Origin of the sequence: Nocardia ninae NBRC 108245, assembly GCF_007990755.1 — a bacterium.
Taxonomy (GTDB): Bacteria; Actinomycetota; Actinomycetes; order Mycobacteriales; family Mycobacteriaceae; genus Nocardia; species Nocardia ninae.
The window spans coordinates 137,191-156,233 of the sequence record NZ_BJXA01000014.1; the positions used below are offsets into that span (position 1 = coordinate 137,191).

At 68.4% G+C, this 19,043-nt stretch carries 16 protein-coding genes; 5 read left to right on the plus strand and 11 right to left on the minus strand.

The features are described from left to right. Nucleotides 1–41 precede the first annotated feature (41 nt). A complete protein-coding gene (locus NN4_RS13620; protein ID WP_147130360.1) occupies nucleotides 42–1,331 on the plus strand; it encodes an aspartate aminotransferase type Ic in 1,290 nt (429 codons plus the stop codon). 55 nt (nucleotides 1,332–1,386) lie between these two features. On the opposite strand, the gene NN4_RS13625 is transcribed toward NN4_RS13620, so the two are convergent. The 4 genes from NN4_RS13625 to NN4_RS13640 form a co-directional block, all read right to left on the minus strand. After that, entirely contained in the window at nucleotides 1,387–2,193 is an 807-nt protein-coding gene (locus tag NN4_RS13625) for a methyltransferase domain-containing protein (RefSeq protein WP_147130362.1), read from the minus strand. Between the two features lie 146 nt (nucleotides 2,194–2,339). Then, on the minus strand, nucleotides 2,340–2,927 hold the full coding sequence (locus tag NN4_RS13630) for a phosphatase PAP2 family protein (protein ID WP_246180853.1): 588 nt from the start codon (nucleotides 2,925–2,927) through the stop codon (nucleotides 2,340–2,342). After that, on the minus strand, nucleotides 2,924–4,003 hold the full coding sequence (locus NN4_RS13635; protein ID WP_147130364.1) for a hypothetical protein: 1,080 nt from the start codon (nucleotides 4,001–4,003) through the stop codon (nucleotides 2,924–2,926). The genes NN4_RS13630 and NN4_RS13635 overlap by 4 nt, the downstream gene beginning before the upstream one ends. After that, nucleotides 4,000–4,485 (minus strand): ImmA/IrrE family metallo-endopeptidase, encoded by a 486-nt coding sequence (locus tag NN4_RS13640; RefSeq protein ID WP_246180854.1) that lies wholly within the window; start codon nucleotides 4,483–4,485, stop codon nucleotides 4,000–4,002. Before NN4_RS13640 ends, NN4_RS13635 begins: the two co-directional genes overlap by 4 nt. A 180-nt stretch (nucleotides 4,486–4,665) precedes the next feature. On the opposite strand from NN4_RS13640, the gene NN4_RS13645 reads away from it, so the two are divergent. Together NN4_RS13645 and NN4_RS13650 are read left to right on the plus strand one after the other, a co-directional pair. Continuing rightward, complete coding sequence (locus tag NN4_RS13645; RefSeq protein ID WP_147130366.1) at nucleotides 4,666–5,241, plus strand: HhH-GPD-type base excision DNA repair protein; 576 nt, start codon at nucleotides 4,666–4,668, stop codon at nucleotides 5,239–5,241. A 94-nt stretch (nucleotides 5,242–5,335) separates the two neighbouring features. After that, entirely contained in the window at nucleotides 5,336–5,668 is a 333-nt protein-coding gene (locus NN4_RS13650) for a hypothetical protein (protein ID WP_147130368.1), read from the plus strand. A gap of 148 nt (nucleotides 5,669–5,816) precedes the next feature. Here NN4_RS13650 and NN4_RS13655 read toward each other — a convergent pair whose 3' ends face one another. Then, the gene (locus tag NN4_RS13655) at nucleotides 5,817–6,734 is read right to left on the minus strand and encodes a neutral zinc metallopeptidase (RefSeq protein ID WP_147130370.1); all 918 of its coding nucleotides are present in this window, start codon (nucleotides 6,732–6,734) and stop codon (nucleotides 5,817–5,819) included. A gap of 721 nt (nucleotides 6,735–7,455) precedes the next feature. On the opposite strand from NN4_RS13655, the gene NN4_RS13660 reads away from it, so the two are divergent. Then, the gene (locus tag NN4_RS13660; protein WP_147130373.1) at nucleotides 7,456–9,087 is read left to right on the plus strand and encodes a DUF2207 family protein; all 1,632 of its coding nucleotides are present in this window, start codon (nucleotides 7,456–7,458) and stop codon (nucleotides 9,085–9,087) included. Nucleotides 9,088–9,184: 97 nt separating this feature from the next. Here NN4_RS13660 and NN4_RS13665 read toward each other — a convergent pair whose 3' ends face one another. The 6 genes from NN4_RS13665 to NN4_RS13690 form a co-directional block, all read right to left on the minus strand. Further along, the gene (locus tag NN4_RS13665) at nucleotides 9,185–10,474 is read right to left on the minus strand and encodes an ROK family transcriptional regulator (protein ID WP_147130375.1); all 1,290 of its coding nucleotides are present in this window, start codon (nucleotides 10,472–10,474) and stop codon (nucleotides 9,185–9,187) included. A gap of 406 nt (nucleotides 10,475–10,880) precedes the next feature. After that, nucleotides 10,881–11,585 (minus strand): DUF8020 domain-containing protein, encoded by a 705-nt coding sequence (locus NN4_RS13670; RefSeq protein ID WP_147130377.1) that lies wholly within the window; start codon nucleotides 11,583–11,585, stop codon nucleotides 10,881–10,883. Nucleotides 11,586–11,692: 107 nt separating this feature from the next. Next, nucleotides 11,693–12,370, minus strand: coding sequence for a TetR/AcrR family transcriptional regulator (locus NN4_RS13675; RefSeq protein WP_147130379.1), 678 nt, complete (start codon nucleotides 12,368–12,370; stop codon nucleotides 11,693–11,695). After that, nucleotides 12,367–14,649 (minus strand): MMPL family transporter, encoded by a 2,283-nt coding sequence (locus tag NN4_RS13680; RefSeq protein ID WP_147130382.1) that lies wholly within the window; start codon nucleotides 14,647–14,649, stop codon nucleotides 12,367–12,369. Before NN4_RS13680 ends, NN4_RS13675 begins: the two co-directional genes overlap by 4 nt. A gap of 86 nt (nucleotides 14,650–14,735) precedes the next feature. Continuing rightward, nucleotides 14,736–16,037 carry an ammonium transporter gene (locus NN4_RS13685; protein ID WP_147130385.1) on the minus strand — a complete coding sequence of 434 codons (1,302 nt, stop codon included), beginning with the start codon at nucleotides 16,035–16,037 and terminating at the stop codon, nucleotides 14,736–14,738. Between the two features lie 134 nt (nucleotides 16,038–16,171). Then, the gene (locus NN4_RS13690; RefSeq protein ID WP_147130387.1) at nucleotides 16,172–16,996 is read right to left on the minus strand and encodes a hypothetical protein; all 825 of its coding nucleotides are present in this window, start codon (nucleotides 16,994–16,996) and stop codon (nucleotides 16,172–16,174) included. 469 nt (nucleotides 16,997–17,465) lie between these two features. Between NN4_RS13690 and NN4_RS13695 the strand changes: the two genes are divergently transcribed. Further along, nucleotides 17,466–19,043 (plus strand): DNA polymerase III subunit gamma and tau (locus NN4_RS13695; RefSeq protein ID WP_246180855.1); only part of this gene is annotated, 1,578 nt, incomplete at its 3' end.

A 19,043-nucleotide genomic window follows, 5' to 3' on the forward strand; every position in this document is an offset into this window, starting at 1 on the left:
GCCACAACCCACGTCCCCGCTGCTTCGAAAGGCTGCCCAGGATGCCCCGGCAAACGCAGATCGGTTTGATGAGCCACGAGGAACTCGTGTTCGAACACGAGACTCAGCACGCGAACTATGCGACGCTCAAGACCGAGAAGCTCACGCTGGACCTGACGCGGGGGAAACCCTCGCCGGAACAACTCGACCTGTCCCTCGGCCTGCTCTCGCTGCCCGGTGACGGCGACTACCGCGACGGCACCGGCACCGACTGCCGCAATTACGGTGGCCAGCACGGACTTCCGGAGCTGCGCGCGATCTTCGGCGAGCTGCTCGGCATCCCGGTGGACAACCTGATCGCGGGCAACAACGCCAGCCTCGAGCTGATGCACGACGTGCTGGCCTTCGCGATGCTGTACGGCACCAACGACTCCGCGCGCCGATGGGCCGCCGAGGAGAAGTTGAAGTTCCTGTGTCCGAGCCCCGGCTACGACCGGCACTTCTCGATCACCGAGGTGCTCGGCTTCGAGATGATCCCGGTGCCGATGCACCACGACGGCCCGGACGCCCATGCGATCGCCGAGCTGGTGGCGAACGACCCGCAGATCAAGGGCATGTGGGTGGTGCCGAACTACTCCAACCCGTCCGGTGTCACCTTCTCCGAAGAGGTTGTGCGGGAACTGGTTTCGATGCCGGCCGCCGCGCCGGACTTCCGCATCATCTGGGACAACGCCTACGCCGTGCACCCGCTGACCGACACCGCAGCCCCGGTGTACGACGTGCTGGGCATGGCCGCCGCGGCCGGAAACCCCAACCGACCCTTGGTATTCGCCTCCACCTCGAAGATCACCTTCGCGGGTTCGGGCGTCAGCTTCCTCGGCGGTTCCACCGAGAACCTGAACTGGTACCTGGGCCACGCGGGGAAGAAGAGCATCGGCCCGGACAAGATCAACCAGTTGCGCCATCTGCGGTTCTTCAAAGATGCCGACGGCGTGCGCGCGCACATGCAGAAGCACCGCGCCATCCTGGAGCCGAAATTCGCCCTGGTGCTGCGGATTCTGGAGGACCGGCTGGGTGCGTCCAAGGTCGCGTCCTGGACCGAGCCGAAGGGCGGCTACTTCATCAGCCTGGATGTCCTGGAGGGCACCGCGGGACGGGTGATCGCCCTGGCCAAGGACGCGGGCATCGCGCTCACCGCGGCCGGCTCGGCCTTCCCGTACCGGAATGACCCGGAGGACAAGAACATTCGGATCGCGCCGAGCTTCCCGAAGCTGCCCGAGCTGGAGAAGGCGATGGACGGCCTGGCCACCTGCGTGCTGCTCGCGGCCACCGAGAAGCTGCTCGGCACGTAGTCACGCGACAGCGGGCGCGTACCCGGAGGTACGCGCCCGCTGTGCTGCGTAAGGATCAGTCGGGCTTGTGCGCCAACACGGCGAACATCGTCACCGAGAGGTGGATGTCGCCGCTGGCCGCGCCCGCCTCGAGGTCGTCGACCAGCTGCGCGCGCTCCTGCTCGGTGATCACCCCGCGCGCCACCGCCATCGCCGAGATACGGGTGACCAGCGAGCCGACGCCGACGGTGCGATCCTGCACCAGCGCGTGCGAGCCGATGTCGTCGATCACCAAGCCCGCCTTGGTCAGTTGGCCGGGCAGCTTGCGGCCGGAGAACGGGTTGGTGGTCGCGGAGATCAACGTGTCGACCACCTCGCGGACCACCCGCCGCTCGCCGGGATGCACGATCGCGGTGCCCCAGTCGCTGTCCACCACCACGACCCGGCCGCCGGGTCGCAGCACGCGCGCGATCTCGTTGGCGGCGCGGGCGGGCGCGGTCAGATGCTGGAAGACCCGCTCGCACAGCGCGGCATCGAAACTGCCCGCGCCGAACGGCAGGCCGTAGGCGTCGCCGGAGTGGAACTTGGCCGTCGAACCGGACTGTGCGGCCCGGCGTTCCGCGGAGGCGAGCAGGTTCGGGTCGGGTTCGACCCCGACCGCCACTCCGTCGGGTCCGACCACGTCGGCGAAGGCCATGACCTCCGTGCCGGTGCCGGAGCCGATGTCGACCGCGCGTTCGCCGGGGCGCAGCGCGAGCGCGTCGTGCGCCCAGTCCCGCAACCTGCGGATACCGGGCAGCGCGGCCTGTAAGTCGCGCACGTCGACGAGTTGATCCTGACCTGCTCGATCGAACCGATCGGGGCGCAAAGTGTAGGTGTCCATGGGCCCGTGTCCATCCCTAGCCGTGGCCACCTCGTGGGGTGCCGATGTAGGTACTGCCGTCTGCTGAGGCATGCGCAGGAGCCTACGCGCGGCGTCATAGCCACGCACGTCAGGTCTGTGAGGCGGGTCACCGGGTGTGCGGCAGGTCAGGAGGCGAGCAGATACGCGCCGGCGGCCAGTGCCGCGCCGAGCAGCGCGCCGACGACTACCTGACCGCGGGTGTGATCGCCGAGCCAGACGCGCGACCAGCCGATCACACCGGTGAGCGGCAGCGCGAGCAGAAACCACGGGGAACCGATGATCGCAAGCAGCACCGTGGTGCCCGCGCCGACGGCCGTGTGCACGCTGACCTTCCATCCGCCGAGCATGGTCACGATGCCGATCCCGATCAGCACGACCAGCGCGGCGACCGTCCAGGCGATCAGCTCGCGCGGCGCGCCCTGCACGATCTCGACGATCAGTCCGACGCACACGATCGCCAGAATCGCCGGAATCACCCAGTGGCGGTCACCGATCTCGGTCACGTGATGATCGCTGGCTATCCCGCGCCGCACCCCCAGCAGAATGACCAGCATCGGAATTACTCCCGAGATCGTCGCGATGAACACTCCCCACCCGGGCGCGTCCACCAAGAATCCGGCGAGCACCGACGTGACGATATTGATCATCCACGGTGCTCCGAGCTCGGTGATCACCCGCGCGGCCCGCGCCTGCACCACAGCTGTCTCCGTCACGCCACAACCTCTCGTTGCTTTTTCCGATATGCCTGCGCCAGCGTGACGGCCCAGCGGCGGTCCAAGCCCGCCGCCAGCGCCGCCGATCGGACGCTTTCCCCGTTCAGCGCCGCGCAGCGGTGGCCACTGATCAACCAATCCGCCACCGCCGCAGCCACTTCCCGCTGCTCGGTGACCGAGCCGTCCGATCCGCCTGCTTGCTCGATCTCCATGCTCAGCGCGTCGAGCAGCTCGGTCACCCGGTCGCTGGCCTTTTCGTCGGCGCTGCTGCCCCGGCGGGACGGGCGCCGGACACCCGGCCAGCGTCCGACCAACTCGTCGTACATCGGCCCGATCGCGCGCAGTACGCGCCGGGCGCGGGCCCAGGACACCATGGGCGACAGCATCATTCCGATGAAGATGACCAACACCCCTGCCGCGGAGACCGCACGGGTCACCTCGAATACGACGGGCATCGGCGCGGCCCCGCCGTATCGCACCGCCCCGAAGTACACCAGCCGGATCCACGCCCAGGCGGTCGCCGCCGCCAGACCCGCCGACAGCAGCGCGAGACTCCAACCGGTCACCGTCCGCAGATCCGCGGGGCGGGCGGCCATCACCATCAACGCCGGACACAGCAGTGCTGGGAACAACGCGCCCGCGATCCCCGCCTCGGCATAGCCGGGCAGGTGACTGTAGGCCTGATCGAATTCGAATCCACCGGCCGCCTGCGGCACCGGCGGTGTGCCGACGAAGATCGCCAACGCGACCACCGACCCGGCCACCGCGATCGCCGCGAGGATGCGCACGCCGCGGGCCAGCCGCGCCGGGTCGATCGTCACGGCCAGGGTGAGTGCACCGGTCGATGCCGCGATCAAGTTGAACAGCACCATGCGCAGCCCGGTCGAGAAGTTCGGCATCGGCGCGACGGCCTGCAGAAAACGTTCCGCCGCAGGAATATTCAGACTCAGATGCACGGCGACAACACCCAGCGCGACGGTGATACACCCCAGCACCCAGCCGCGCGACCACCACCAGCGCCACGCCCGGGTCAGCGCCGCTACCCACATCAGCGGCGCCAGCACCATCGCGATCATCCGAGCGCCTCACCCCAGCGTGACCGCAGCCGCGGCTCCCGGCCGCCGATGCTGCGCAGCCGATTCAGCAGCAGGCTGGCGAATTGTTCCGCGGCCAGCTCCTCCGCGGCGGCGGCCGCGTCCGCGCAGTCCCGGCGCAGGATCAGCGCCGCCAAGTCGTGCATGTCCGTCGGCAGCACCGCCTGCGCCACCTCTAATACCGGTCGACCCTGATGGCCGAGCACGATGTGGCCCAGCTCGTGCGCGATGGTCCGGTCCCTGGTCTGCGTCCAGGACGCGTAGGACACCTCGTCGCGATCGGCGAAGCGAATCCAATGCCCGAACACCCCGGCCGGCATGTGCGGATCCTCGGTCACCGTCAACGGGCGGCCCCGATCCCGTGCTACAGCTTGCAGAAGTCCGTCGAGGGACAGCGACTCCTCGGCGGTCGCCATGGCGAAGACGCGATCGACCGCGGGACCGACCGCATACCCCCCTTGCATGCCGCCATCCAACCACGCGCCGCCGTGCCACGCCCAGCCGCCGCAGCGCCTACTGGGACAGCTCACAGCGCGGGCACGACGCGGCCGAATATGCGATGACCAGGACGCCATCATGGTGTGTTGACAAGTGAGATGATCGAATCCGTCCGAGCATGTTTGTCACGGTGGGAAGGAATGGCGATGAGTCGCAAGCTTTGCCTGGCGCAAGACGTCGAGGCGGACGAGCTATTGACCGAGGACCACTTCGCCACCTTGCTCGGCATGCTGCTCGACCAGCAGTATCCGATGGAGCACGCTTTTCGCGGCCCGAAGAAGATCGCCGACCGCATGGGCGGCTTCGATATCCACCGCATCGCCGAGGCGGACCCGCAAGAATTCGAAGACCTCTGCTCCACCCCACCAGCCATCCACCGCTACGGTCGCTCGATGGCCCGGCGCGCGCAGGAACTCGCCCGCTACATCATCGAGAATTACGACGGGAAAACCGAGAACCTGTGGAAGCGGGACAAACCCGATGGAAAAGAAGTTCTGCGCCGATTGAAAGCCCTGCCCGGTTTCGGCGAACAGAAGGCCAAGATCTTCCTGTCGCTGCTCGGTAAGCAGCGCGGCGTGCAGCCCGCGGGTTGGCGGGAGGTCGCGGGCGCCTACGGTGACGAAGGCTCGCGCCGCTCGGTCGCCGACGTGACCGACGCCGAATCGCTCGCGCAGGTGCGGGAATTCAAGAAGCAGGCGAAGGCGGCGGCGAAGCAGAGCTGACAGACTGCGCCGAAGTGGCGGGGGACTGGCAGCGGGTGGGCGTTGTTGCGGACGGCTCTGTACCGGGATCGTTGTCTCGGAAGGGAGTGGTCTGATGAGGCGACGTCCAGCGGCAGTCGGTTATTTGCGTCGAGATGTTTCCGGGGCTCGGCAGCAGTGGGATGAGGTGCTGATCCGGAGTTTGGCCCAGCGGTTCGGGTACGACCTAGCCAAGACGGTGGTGTTCGGCGCGGAGACCGAGGACGTCATCGGCCGGCTGGCCACGGTGGCCCGGCGGCTCGAGACGGACGCCGTGATTGTGCCCAGCACAGCGCATTTCGGCGGGGATGTGCCGGACGAGCTGGTGCAGGTGTGCGATGTGATCACCGTGTCGCCGGAGAACACCTACGCGCGCCGAGCGAGCTCCCCTTTTGCCGACGGGGCGTGAAGCCGCCCGCCCCGTTGAACCTCGCGGAATTGATTGGTGTGGTGCACATTCGACGACTTGTGCGCCGGTGTGTGCAGCGGACACACCGGCGCCTGGGACCGTTCGCAAAGTCCTATTCGGCGCCGCCGGGCGGGCTGTGCGACAGGCCCTAGCTCACGGCGCCGGATGAGGCGGTGAAGGTGTTGCATTGGGCGGCACGGTTTTTGTCCAACCCGATCTCGAACCACTGGCCGCCGTTCTCGGAGGTGCCGTGGTCGCGCATGTCGCCCGCCTGGTCGCCGCGGCCGTAGGCGTCTTTGCGGGCGAGGTTGAGTTGGGAGTCGGACAGCGAACCGCCGCCGGAGGCGGAGTTGAGGTACATGCCGTCGAAACAGTTGGCCTGCAACTCGACTCGGCGGGACAGCTCGAGGCCGCGGGAGCTGCGCGGGCCCGCGTCGGCACGGTCGCTGTTGGCTTTGCGCAGGATGCCGGACATGGCTTGGATGTGGTGGCCGTACTCGTGGGCGAAGACGGACAGGTAGACGACCCAGTTGTCTTTGAAGAAGTCCGTTTGCAACTGACTGATCGGCATGTAGATGGTCTTGTTGGCCGGGCAGTAGAAGGCGGCGAAGTTGCTGGTGGAGCCGGTGCACGGGGTGGTGATGCCGGTGGTGGTCGCGCTGATGTTGAGCGCGGGCTTCTGGAACGGCAGATTCGCCTTCTGCATCACCGGTTTCCAAGCCGCCTCGAGGCAGTCGGCGGCGCTCTCGAAGAACTTGCGTGCGGCGTCCACCTGGGTGCCCCACGGCGAGTACGCGCAGCGCGCGGGGATCAGCGTCGCGTTCGGGTCGGCGAGTAGCGGATTGGCGCCGGTCTCGGCGGGACCCGTCTTGCCGTCGGGGGCGAAGGTGAGGCTGGGCGCGGGGCCGGATGCGTCGGCGTCGCCCTTGCCGGTTGTTATCGCGTTGCGGACCAGGCCGCCGGCGACCAGGAATACGACGACGACGACCAGGATGGCGATCCAGCCGCCGCCACCGGACCTGCGGCGTGGCTGGTGTGGGGGGCGTCCGGGTGGGCCGTACGGCATCGGCGGGGGTGCGCGATGACCGGGCGGGGGGCCGTAGCCGGGCGAATAGCCAGGTGGCGGACCGTATCCCGGCTGCTGGCCGTAATTCGGCTGCTGACCGTAGGCGGCGGGTTGGCCGTAACCCGGTTGTTGGCCGTAGCCGGGGGGCTGGCCGTAGCCAGGTTGTTGGCCGTAGCCGGGGGGTTGGCCGTAGCCAGGTTGTTGACCATGGCCAGCTTGTTGGCCGTAGCCAGGTTGTTGACCATGGCCAGCTTGTTGGCCGTAGCCAGGAGGCTGGCCGTAGCCAGGTTGTTGACCATAGCCAGGAGGCTGGCCGTAACCCGGCTGTTGGCCGTAACCCGGTTGCTGACTTGGCTGTTGGCCGTATCCGGGCTGCTGATTCAGCGGCTGCCCGTATCCCGGCTGGCCTGGTCCGGGCTGCTGGCCGTGATCGGGTTGTTGACCGTAACCGGGCTGCTGACCATGACTCTGCTCGCTGTGCGCCGGCGGCTGGCTCTGCCCCGGCTGCTGACCGTGCGTTGGCGGCTGGCCTTGCCCCGGCGGGGGTCCATACCCCGAGCCGACCGGCTGACCGTATCCGGGCGAAGGCGGAACAGCTCGCCCACCAGGCGGAACCGGTCCGTTTCCGTACGGTGGTTGTGTCACGCCCCCGTACCCCCTCGTCTCAATGATCACCGACAGCCGATGACGCAGAATAGCAAGCTGTCTAAAGTAGGCAGCCATGCTGACTTTTCGGTGGGGCGCCCTGGGCGCGCTGCTGCTCGCCACCGCGGGATTGCTCGCGACCGCCCCGATTGCCCACACCCAGCCCGCGCCGACCGGTGTGTCCATCATTGCCGATCTGAAGCTCAGCCGCGAGGGTGTGCTCGAGGTGGTCGAGCAGGTGACGGTGCCGCAGGACGGCACGTTCCGGATGTCGCTGCCGTTGCGGCTGAAGGTGAGCGACGACGTCGAGCGCCATTTCAAGGTCACCGATGTGGACACCAAGGGCGCGGGCACCGCGACGGTGGCGAACGATCAATTCACCATCGAGGCGAAACCGGGTGAGTCGACCTTCACCTACTCGGTGCACAACCTCGTCAACGATGCGCCCGGCAGTCAGGTGTTCAACTGGCTCGGCGTGATGGGCACCGATATCGCCTCGATCAGCGCCACCTTGATCAGCCCGAGCTTCGAAATGGGCATCGTGGACTGCAAACTCGGCCAGCCCGGCAACACCAGGCCGTGCGCCGATGTGATGACCGAGGTCGACGGCGTGCTCCATCTGGAGCAGACCGATCTGAAGAAGGGCGAGGCGATCGACCTCACCCTGCAACTGCCGCCGGGCAGTGTGCCGAGCAACGCCGACGTGCGCGACACCAGCGACTCCGGTCCGTTCGCGATCACCACACCGGTGCTCATCGCGTTCGGCGTGCTGTTGCTGGCGCTGGCCGGGCTGGCCGCCTTCGTCCTCCGTGCGCGGCGCGAGAATGCCGCTGCCGGAACTGGATCGGAGACGCTTGACCCGCTGGTGCGCGATGGCGAACGGGTGCAGTTCACCTCGCCGGACGGGGTACTGCCCGGCGAGGCGGGGCTGCTGCTCGACGAGCATGTCGACCCTGTCGATATCGCCGCCACCGTGGTGGATCTCGCTGTGCGCCGGTACATCTGGATCACGCCGCTCGGTGAGACGGATTGGCGGATCACCCGGGTCAACGCGCCCGACGACCAGTTGCGTGCCTATGAGAAGGCCGTCTACGCGGCGCTGCTGCCCGATGGCACCGACGCCGTCACCATCACCGAACTGCGTGCGCCCGGCCGGGTGCAGTCCGGACCGGTGCGGGCTGCGCTCGTCGCCGACGCGGTCACCCGCGGCACCTTCAGCAATCGCCGCGGCCTGGGCCCGGCGACCTGGTTGGGCGGTGCCTTGCTCGTCGGCGGTGTCGCCGCGACGATCGCGCTTGCGTTGACCTCGGGTCATGCGCTGGTCGGCGTCGCGATCGCGCTCGCCGGTATTGCCACCCTGCTGCTGCCGAAGTACCTGCCGGTGCGCACCGCGCACGGCCTCACCTTGACCAGACAGATCCGCGCACTCCAGCGCGGCCTGGAATCGACCCGGCGCGAACAGGTTCCGCCGCTCGACCAGGAGACCGTGTTCTCCCGTGCCCTGCCCTTCATGGTGATCGGCGGCCGCGCCGACAACTGGATTCGCGCCTTCCGCGACCTGAACCCCTCCGCCGACTCCCAACCTGGCCTCTACTGGTTCGGCAGCTTCGACCGCGACCGCAACCTCCAGCGCTTCGCAGGCCACTTCCCGTTCTTCATCACGGCATTGGAAGGACTGTTCGCCACGGCAGGCGACCCGCACCGATAGTACGGCGGCTTACGCGCCCACTATCGATGCACGAGAACCGAATCCGGCCTGACCGACACGAAAAGTGTCCGCTCAGGCCGGCTCCCGGAGGTACCGCTCAGTCGCCGAGGGCGGTCCGGCGGATGGCCGCGAGCGGGTCCGCGTAGAGCACGCTCAGCGAGGTGACCACTGCGGCGAATTCCTGGACCTTGCCGCCGAATCCGCTGATCCGGATGTCGGTGGGCGGGAGGGTGGAGCCCTGGTTGAAGGCGCGGGCCACGTGGGCGACGGCGGGGCGGTAGCCGGTGAAGGCCTGACCGCCGAGGATTACCCGGTCGGGGTTGAGCATGTCCCGGACCATGGCCACGGTGTGGCCGAGGATGGTGGCGCGTTCGGCGAGCAGTTCCCTGGCCGGTTCCGAACCGGATTCCGCCGCCCGGTAGAGGTCGACGATGGTGGAGCCCGCGTTGCCGTGGTACGCCGGGATGATGCCGCGCCCGACGGCCCGCGAATGCAGCGAACGGTCGCCGACGGTTACCTCGAGGCAACCCCGCCTGCCGCAGGTGCACTCGACATCGGAGCCGGTCGGCAAGTGCGCGATCGAGCCGGGTCCGTTGCTCGGCGTGTGTACGCGGCCATCCAAAGTGACCGCGACACCGGCGGTTTCGCGGACGTAGAAGTACAGGCTGCTGCCGCGTTCCGGACCGGCGACCCGGCCGTTGGCGGTGTCGCGCGCCTCGATGGTCGGCAGCAACAACTCCGACGCCGCCATCGCCTCGACGTGCGGGGCCACCGAGACGGGCAGCTCGAGCACCTCGCCGAGCACGGCGCCGATCTGCGCGCCCTGCCAGTCCAGCTTGGGATGGTCGACCACGCCGGTGAGCGGATCGACCCGCCCGCCGATGGCGACGCCCGCCCACAGCGGCTTGCGCCGATGCCAGCGCTGCAGGAACGCCTTGGCGCTGCGTGCGACGGTGGTGGTGGCGAATTCCTGGCCGGTTTGCGGGGTGGCGATGGCCAGGCCGCCGAGGATGCGGCCGCGCAGGTCGGCCGCCACGATCTTGGTGACTGCGGCGCCGATGTGGATGCCGAGGGTCAGGTACGCCTCGTGGTCGATCTCGAAGGGCACCCGAGGTCGTCCGACCGCACCGGAGGCCGTCAGGTCGGGCCGTTCCCGCAGCAGGCCGGCGGCGAGCAGCGCGGAGACCTGGCGGTTGACCGTCGCGATGCTCAAACCTGTTGAGCGCGCGGCATTGTCGCGCGAGACGGGGCCGCCGGTGGCGGAGCGGAGCACCGCGGCCGCGGGGTTGTCGGCGATGCGCAGTTCCGGGGCGACCACGGGACGCTGGACGCGAACGCGGCCGCCGCCGACCCTGGCGACGGATCGTTCGAGGGTAGGGAGGGACATAGTGCAGATTCCTTGCCGAGGTCCCGCGACTGGCGGGACGTGCCTACATGGGCGACTAGGCAGCAAACGAGCCGGAAAAGCAGCTCAGCTGCAGCAAGGGCGACAACACAGTTCGCGGGTCAATGGCAGCCGCAGACCAAGCGCGGCGGTCACATAGGTGACGCGCAGGGCGCTCGATCGGTTGGCAGACATGTAGATGAAATTAACACCGCTGCCCACGACTCACCAAGCCTCAATCCGCCGCTGTGTTGTCGCACACACCGTTTCCGCAGGTCGCCGCCGAGCCGCGGCAGCCATGTCGGCGGCTTCAGGTGCCGGTCGAGCGAGGAAAGCAGTCGAAAACGAAAGGTCCCGCCCAGCGAGCGGATGCTGGGCGGGACCTAGTCGCGGCAGTGGCGACCGCGAGCTACTTCGGCGGGTTGAACGGCTGGTTGATCGTGGTGAAGTACTGGATCGCCGCACCGATCGCGACCGGCGCCGTGATGAAGATCTGGCCTGCGACAGTGCCGAGGGCACCCACGGCGATGATGCCGCCGAGGCAACCGATGGCCGCAGCGGGGAGGAACGGACCGAACAGGCCGATGATGGTGGCCGAAGCGGCGGTGGCGCCGAGGATGCCGCCGAGCACGCAACCGACGGCCGCGCCGCCCAGCCCGCCGACCAGGGTTCCGATGGTCGCGCCCGCACTGATCGTGCTGGTCAGCCGACTCCACGCGGCCTGCTCACGGTCGTACTCGGACTTCCACGGCGCCTTGTCCTCGAAGGGCAGCGCGACCGGCTTGTAGGTGGCGTGCTGCTCGTCGATCTGCGGGGTGAGCGTGGCGGTGCGCTGGGAAATCTGGGCGGCGATCGGGAATTCGAAGTCGTCGATGCGCAGCCGCAACGGCGTCCCGGCGATCACGGTGCCGTCGGCGGACTTGATCTTCAAGGCGTCGTCCTCGACGACCAGCGACCCCGAATCGGTCGTGATGATCGATGACTTGTCGGTGGCGCGCGCGGTGAAGTTCACCGGGCCCTCGGTGGTCTGCGGTGTGGCGACGGAAGTGCCTGCGGCGACTCCGGTCGCCATGGTCACCAGCGCCGCGACCACGGCAAGCTTCCTCATCCTCATGTACTGCGATCCCTCGTTAGACGGTGCTGTCGAGGCAAAGCATCGAGCAGAAAGCCCAGGAGAACGAGGGAAAAACGCAGCCAGATTCCAATGCGGGGCGCGAAAGTTCAGAGCTTGCGGCGCAGCTCGCCGAGCCAGTCGGCGGCCTCGTCCGGCGCCGCATCGCTACCGATCATGTCGACCACCACGTGGCCGACGCACGCCGCGCGCAGCACTCGGCCCGCCGCCACCTCGGTATCGCCCCACGGGATGAACGGTTTGGCGATCAGCAGCGACGCGATGCCGTGCGCGGCCGCCCACAGGTCGAGCACGATCGGCATCGGGTCACCCGGGGTGAACACGCCCGCGTCCATACATTCCTGCACCGATTGCGAGAAGCGTTGGAACGCACCGCTACCGAGCACCTGATCCACCGCGCCGCCGGCCGTGGTCGGCGTGGTCGCCAGCCGATACTGCTCGGGATGCGCCCTGGCGAACCGGACATACGACAGCCCCTGCTGATACAGCCGGGTGATCGGGGACACCGTCAGATCGGTCTCGGCCGCTATCGCGGCGTCCAGGTCCTCGAAGACCTGCACGACCACCGCCTCGATGAGCTCGTCCTTATCGGCGAAGTGCCGATAGATCGAGGGCGCGCTCACCCCGACCCGCTTGCCGATCTCCCGGATCGACACCGCGTCGGCATGGCCGGTGCGGGCCAGCAATTCCCTTGCCACATCGAGTATTTCGGTGCGCAGCTGGGCGCCGCTGCCGCGCGCCGAGCGGGATCGGCCGGTACGGATCATTCGCGACCGGCCGACACGCGCTCGGCGGGAACGGCATCGGCGTGCTCGCGCAACCCGATGCGGGCATGCAGGCGGGCCAGCGGCGCGGGCGCCCACCAGTTCGCGGTGCCCATCAGCTTCATCAGGGCGGGCGCGAGCATGGTGCGGACGAGGGTGGCGTCGGCGAGCACGGTCAGCGTGAGGCCGAGGCCCATCAGCTGAATGAACGACACCTTGGAGGTCACCATCGCGCCGATCACGATAGCCATGAGAACGGCTGCGGCGGTAAAGATTCGGCCGGTTCTGGCGACGCCGACCGCCAGCGCGTGCTCGTTGTCCTTCGCGGTGCGCACCACGACGCCGTCCACCACCCGGCCGGAGGCGAGCCATTCCTCACGCACCCGGGAGAGCAGGAACACCTCGTAGTCCATCGACATCCCGAACGCGAGGCAGAACATCAGGATCGGCATCGTCGGCGTCATGTAACCCACCGCGGTGAAGCCGAGCAGTCCGGACAGGTGGCCGTCCTGGAATATCCACACCATCGCGCCGAACGCCGCCGTCAGCGAAAGAGTATTGAGCACAATGGCTTTGAGCGGTAACAGCAGACTACCGGTGAACAGGAACAGCACCACGAAGGTGGCGAGCGCGATCAGCGCGATGGCCAGCGGCATGCGCTTGCCGAGCGAGTCGAGGGCATCGGCATTGACCGCCGCGGCCCCGCCGAACAGCGCGGGCGAGGGCGCGGGCACCGCCCGCAGGTCCCGCAACTGTGCCTCGCCGGTAGGCGAGAACGGGTCGACGCGGGTGGCGACAGTGAGGTATTCGCCGGTGCCGTTGGCCATTCCGGGCGGGCCACCGGCCACTCGCGCGCCCTTGACGAAGACACCGGCGCTGGACAGCACCGCCGACACCCCGTCGGTGCGGGACAGTCCCTTGGCGTACTCGCCGACCGGCCCGGGCCCGCCGTGATAGCCGTCCAGGACGACGGTGGTGTTGTTGCCCGAGTTGGCCGCCGGGAACTCGGCCCGCAGCACGTCACCGACCTGGCGGCTGGCGGCACTCGTCGGCAGCACCCGGTCGTCGGGGTAGCCGAATTTCACCGAGAGGAACGGTGATCCGAGCGCGAGGAACAGTGCGACGAGCACCAGCGCGACCGGTACGGAATGCCCCATCACCCAGGTCACTATGCGATACCAGCGGCTCTGTTCCGGCACCAGCGGTGCCATCGGATCGGGAGCCGAGCGGCCGAACATGCGGCGCAACGGAACTCGGATGTCGAGCGCGTTCACCCGGTGCCCGAGCAGCGCCAGCGCGGCGGGCAGGATCACGATCGCCGCCGCCGCGGCCGTGGCGACCACCGCGACGCCGGCGTAGGCGAACGAGCGCAGGAAGTAGATGTCGAAGATGCTCAGCACCGCCAGCGAAAGCGCCACGGTCAGTGCGGAATACAGCACCGTGCGCCCTGCGGTCTGCACCGCGCGAATGGTGGCGGGCACCGGATCGAGGCCGTTGGCGAGCTCCTCGCGGTACCGGCTGACGATGAACAGGCTGTAGTCGATCGCCAGCGCGAGACCCAGTGCGGTGGTCATGTTCAGCGCGTAGATGGACACGTCGGTGACCAGCGTGAACATCCGCAGAATGGCCAGCGTGACCAGGATGGCGAAGATACCGACCGTCAGCGGCAGCGCGGCCGCGATCAGACTGCCGAACACCAGCACGAGCACGACCAGCGATATCGGTATCGCCACGCCCTCCGCGACGGCGAGGTCGTGGGTGATCTGTTCGTTCACATCGTGATAGACGGCGGCGACGCCGCTCTGCCGGACGGTGATGCCGTCGGTGGTTCCGGTGAGCTGCTCGGTGAGCTCGCCCGCGGTCCGCTGCGCGTCGGTCTCGTCGCCGGTCAGGTACGCCAGCACCAGCGCGTCCTTGCCGCTGGTGCTGCGCAGCGCGGAGGCCACCGCGGGCTGGGCGGTCCAATACGACTGCACACCCTTGACATCGGCGCGGGCGCGCAGCGTGTCCACCAGATGGGTGCCCGCCGCGCGGGTGGCCGGTGCGTCGGCGCCCGCCGCCGAGCTGACCAGCAGCACGTAGTTGGGCGAGGCACCCTCGAAATTGTCCGCGAGGAGCCGCTCGACCTCGGACGACTCCGCATCGGGCGAGGTGAAACCCGCCGACTTCAGATGCGACGCCGCCGTCGCGCCGAACACCCCGCACAGGATCGCCAGGGCGGCCGCGGCGAGCAGGATCGCCCGTGGATATCGGGTGGCGATCTGAGCAATCCGAATCAGCACGCGCGGCTCCCTTGCTCGGCGCAGTAGGTTAACGGCGTTAGCGTAACGCCGTTAACGACTCGCCGATAGAGCGAACTCTCGCTCGTTCAGTGATCCCGATCACCCACATTTCCCTGGCCGAAGTGGCCTTCACCGAACCGGCGCGGCGAGTGTCCGTGCACGCCCTCGGCGTAGGCGGTCTCGGCGTGCAGGGCGAAGTCGATGCCCGCCGTCTCGTCCTCGGGACTCACCCGGAAGCCGATGGTGCGATCGATCAGCTTGCCGAGCGCGAAGCTCACCGCGAACGCGTACGCCGCGACGACGAGCACGCCGACCACCTGCTTGCCGAGCTGCGCCAGCCCGCCGCCGAAGAACAGCCCGTCGACGCCACCGGTCATCACCTGGGTGGCGAGCAGGCCGATCAAGACCGTGCCGACGATGCCACCGACGAAGTGCACGCCGACCACGTCGAGCGAATCGTCATAGCCCGCTTTGAATTTCCAACCCACCGCGAACGAACACACCACGCCGGCGGCGAGCCCGACGATCAGCGCGCCGAGCGTATTCACCGACCCGCAGGACGGGGTAATGGCGACCAGACCGGCCACCACGCCTGACGCCGCACCGAAGGTGGTGGGCCTGCCGTCGCGGATCTGCTCGACCGCGAGCCAGCCGAGCATACCGAGGCAGCCTGCCACCAGCGTGTTCAAAAAGACCGCCGCCGCAACACCATTCGCGGACAGCGCGGATCCGGCATTGAAGCCGAACCAGCCGAACCACAGCAGGCCCGCACCGAGCAGCACGAAGGGCAGATTGTGCGGGCGCATCGCGTCGATCTTGAATCCGATGCGCGGGCCGAGCACCAGTGCGAGCGCGAGTGCCGAAGCGCCGGAAGCGATCTCGACGACGAGGCCACCCGCGTAGTCCAGCGCGCCGAACGAGGCGAGCCAGCCGTCCGGTCCCCACACCCAGTGCGCGATCGGCGCGTAGACCGCCAGCGCCCAGAGCGGCACGAAGATCATCCAGGCGGCGAATTTCGCGCGGTCCGCGATGGCGCCGCTGACCAGGGCCGCGGTCAGGATCGCGAAGGTCAGCTGGAAGGTGGCGAACAGTAGCTCCGGTACCGCGCCGCGCAGCGTGGTCGGATCGATGCCCGCCATGCCGACATGGTCGAGGTTGCCGATCAACCCGCCGCCTGCGTCGTCGCTGAAGGCCAGGCTGTAGCCGAACAGCAGCCAGGCGACGGTCACCAGCGGGATCGCGATGAAGTTCATCATCAGCATGTTGAGCACGCCGGTCGAGCGCACCATCCCGCCGTAGAACAGCGCGAGCGCCGGGGTCATCAGCAGCACCAGGGCTGTGCTGATGAGCAGCCAGGCGGTGGCCGCGGGATCCAGGGGTGTGGACAAGGTAACTCCTTCCACGCGGGGTGCGTTGCAAGGAAATTACCGAATGCTCATTCCCGGATTTGCGCTGGTCTAGGAGTTGCGCGCCACTTCGGACATGGGATGTTTGTCGTCGGGCTCCGTGAAAACGGGTGCGATCAGACGCGGGATTTGCGGGCTATCGCGCGCTGACCGCGCTTGCCGGGCACCGGGAGATCGTCCTGGATGGCGACCCATTCGGCGGTGGTCAGCCACCGTTCCTGAACGCGGGCGTCGGCGGTGTTGTGGAAGACCCGGCGGCCTCGATCGTCACGCAGCTCCTGGGCGACGGTGGACCAGCGCGGGGCGCGGCCGTGCTCGGCCTGGTAGTCGGCGAGGTAGGCGGCCACCGCGGTGCCGATCGTGTTCACCGGACGCAGCGAGACGCGGTTGCCGTACTGGTCGGAGTAGAACCGCCGCCCGGCGCACAACGATCCGGCGTTGGCGTTGGAGGCGATCCAGCCCGCGCGCTGGGCGCGTTCGATCAGCCAGAGGTGTTTCACCGCGGACGGGGCGATGTCGCCGATGCGGGTTCGGATCAGGGACATGACCTCGTCGGAGGACAGCACGTCGCGCCGGGTCGGGCCGATGCCGTGTGCGGTCCAGTGCGCGTCGGCCAGGGTGGCGAGCGCGCGGCCGAAGTCGTCGATGCTGCGCTGGGCGCGGCGGCCGAGGCGCTCGATGCGTTCGGCCTCGCGGCGCATCTCGTTCTGCGCGGTGAGCGTGCGGATCGCGGCCATGGTGGGCACCTGGCCGCGCTCGAGCAGCTCGAGGATGGCGGCGGAGGTGGCGGGATCGGCCGCGGCGGCCACCGGGAGCGAGTCGCGTTTGATCGCGAAGTCCTGGGGGCTGATCGCGCGGCTCAGCAGATCGACCGCGGAGCGGTCGCCGGCGAAGTCGGTGCTGGAAAGCAACGCGGCGGCGATGTCATCAGGCGACGGCACGGTGAGAAGTTCCTCCGATGGAAGTGGCACTCGGCTGCGCTGGAACTTTGGTTGTGCGGGAACTTTGGTTGTGCCCCGGTCGGGATGAGGGACCGGCCGGGGCAACCAACCTGATGAAGGTTTGGCTACCGAAGTTGCCGTTTGCCACGGTAGCCAGCGGATTGCGTCGGTGTCACGTGTGTTGACGCTTTCGTTATCTCCACAAACCTGCGGTAAATCAGGGCGTGAGTACATATTTTCCGGTCTACAAGGGGGAATTGGGCGGTATTTTCCCGCGTTCGACCGGTTCTTCGTCAGCGATAGCTCACGCGTTGCCGCTGTTGTTATCGGTCAGCGGGCGTTAAGAAGGCCTGTGGAATCCTGTGATTTGGATCACACGGTGATGGCCGCCAGTGGTGCGGTTTCGCCGCGCCTGGCCCGGCGGTCAGCGCGAGTGTTCTTTGTCGGTGCGCGCCGGTAACCTCTGGCCGTGGCTCTGTACCGGAAGTACCGACCGGCAACGTTCGCTGAGGTAGTGGGTCAGGAGCACGTCACCGACCCACTGAGCATCGCCCTGGACACCGGCCGGATCAGTCATGCCTACCTGTTCTCCGGCCCGCGTGGCTGCGGCAAGACCTCCTCGGCGCGCATCCTCGCGCGGTCGCTGAACTGTGTGCAGGGGCCCACCTCGACGCCGTGTGGTGTCTGCCCCTCCTGCATCGCGCTCGGCCCGGGCGGGCCGGGCAATCTGGACGTGATCGAGCTCGATGCCGCAAGTCACGGCGGCGTCGACGACACCCGCGAACTGCGCGACCGCGCCTTCTACGCCCCCGCCGAATCCCGCTACCGGGTGTTCATCGTCGACGAGGCGCACATGGTCACCACGGCGGGCTTCAACGCGCTGCTGAAGATCGTCGAGGAGCCGCCGGCGCACCTGATCTTCATCTTCGCCACCACCGAGCCGGACAAGGTGCTGCCGACCATTCGTTCGCGCACCCACCACTACCCGTTCCGGCTGTTGCCGCCCGCCACCATGCGCGGACTGCTCGGCAAGATCTGCGACCAGGAGCAGGTGACCGTCGAAGAGGCGGTGTACCCCTTGGTGATTCGCGCGGGCGGTGGTTCGCCGCGCGACAGCCTCAGCGTGCTCGACCAGCTGCTGGCCGGTGCCGGTCCGGAGGGCGTCACTTACTCCCGAGCGGTCTCGCTGCTCGGTGTCACCGATGTCGCGCTGATCGATGACGCGGTCCTCGCGCTGGCCGACAACGACGGCGCCGCGCTGTTCGGCACCGTCGACCGCGTGATGGAGGCGGGTCACGATCCGCGCCGCTTCGCCGTCGACCTGCTCGAGCGGTTGCGCGACCTCATCCTGATGCGCGCGGTCCCCGACGCCATCGACCGCGGCCTGGTCTCCGGTCCCGGCGACGTTCTCGACCGCATGCGCGATCAAGCCGGGCGCATCGGCCCGGCCACGCTGGCTCGCTACGCCGAACTGCTGCACGCGGCACTCGGCGAGATGCGCGGCGCCACGTCGCCACGCCTGCTGCTGGAAGTCGTCTGCGCGCGCATGCTGCTGCCGTCGGTGTCCGATGCGGAGTCCGCCACGCTGCAGCGATTGGAACGCCTCGAGCGCGGATTCGCCGGTGGCGCGGTTCCCGCCGCGCCCGCCGCAGCAGCGAGTTCGGCGCCTGCTACCCCCGCTGCGCGCCCCGCGCCCGTCAGTGCTTCCCCTGCCGAATCGAACCGCCGACGCGGTGCCGAGGCGCTCGCCGCCATTCGCCGCGAGACGGCGGGTGCGCCCGCGTCGGACAGCGCGAGCGCCGCGCCGAGATCAGACCGAGATGGGTCCGCCGGGTCCGGGTCCGGGCTGGGTGCGAGTTCAGCTGCCCGTGGTCAGGAGACCGGCGGGGCAGGTCCTGTCAACAACACGGCTGTCGGTGCCGAGGCCGGCTCGGTGGCCGAGTCGGGCCCGGCTGCCGACCGAGTTCCGGTGGATTCGGATGGACAGCTCTCTTCCGCAGCGCAACACCAAGGCGGACAGGCGGTCTCGCCGACGGATGCCGGTGGT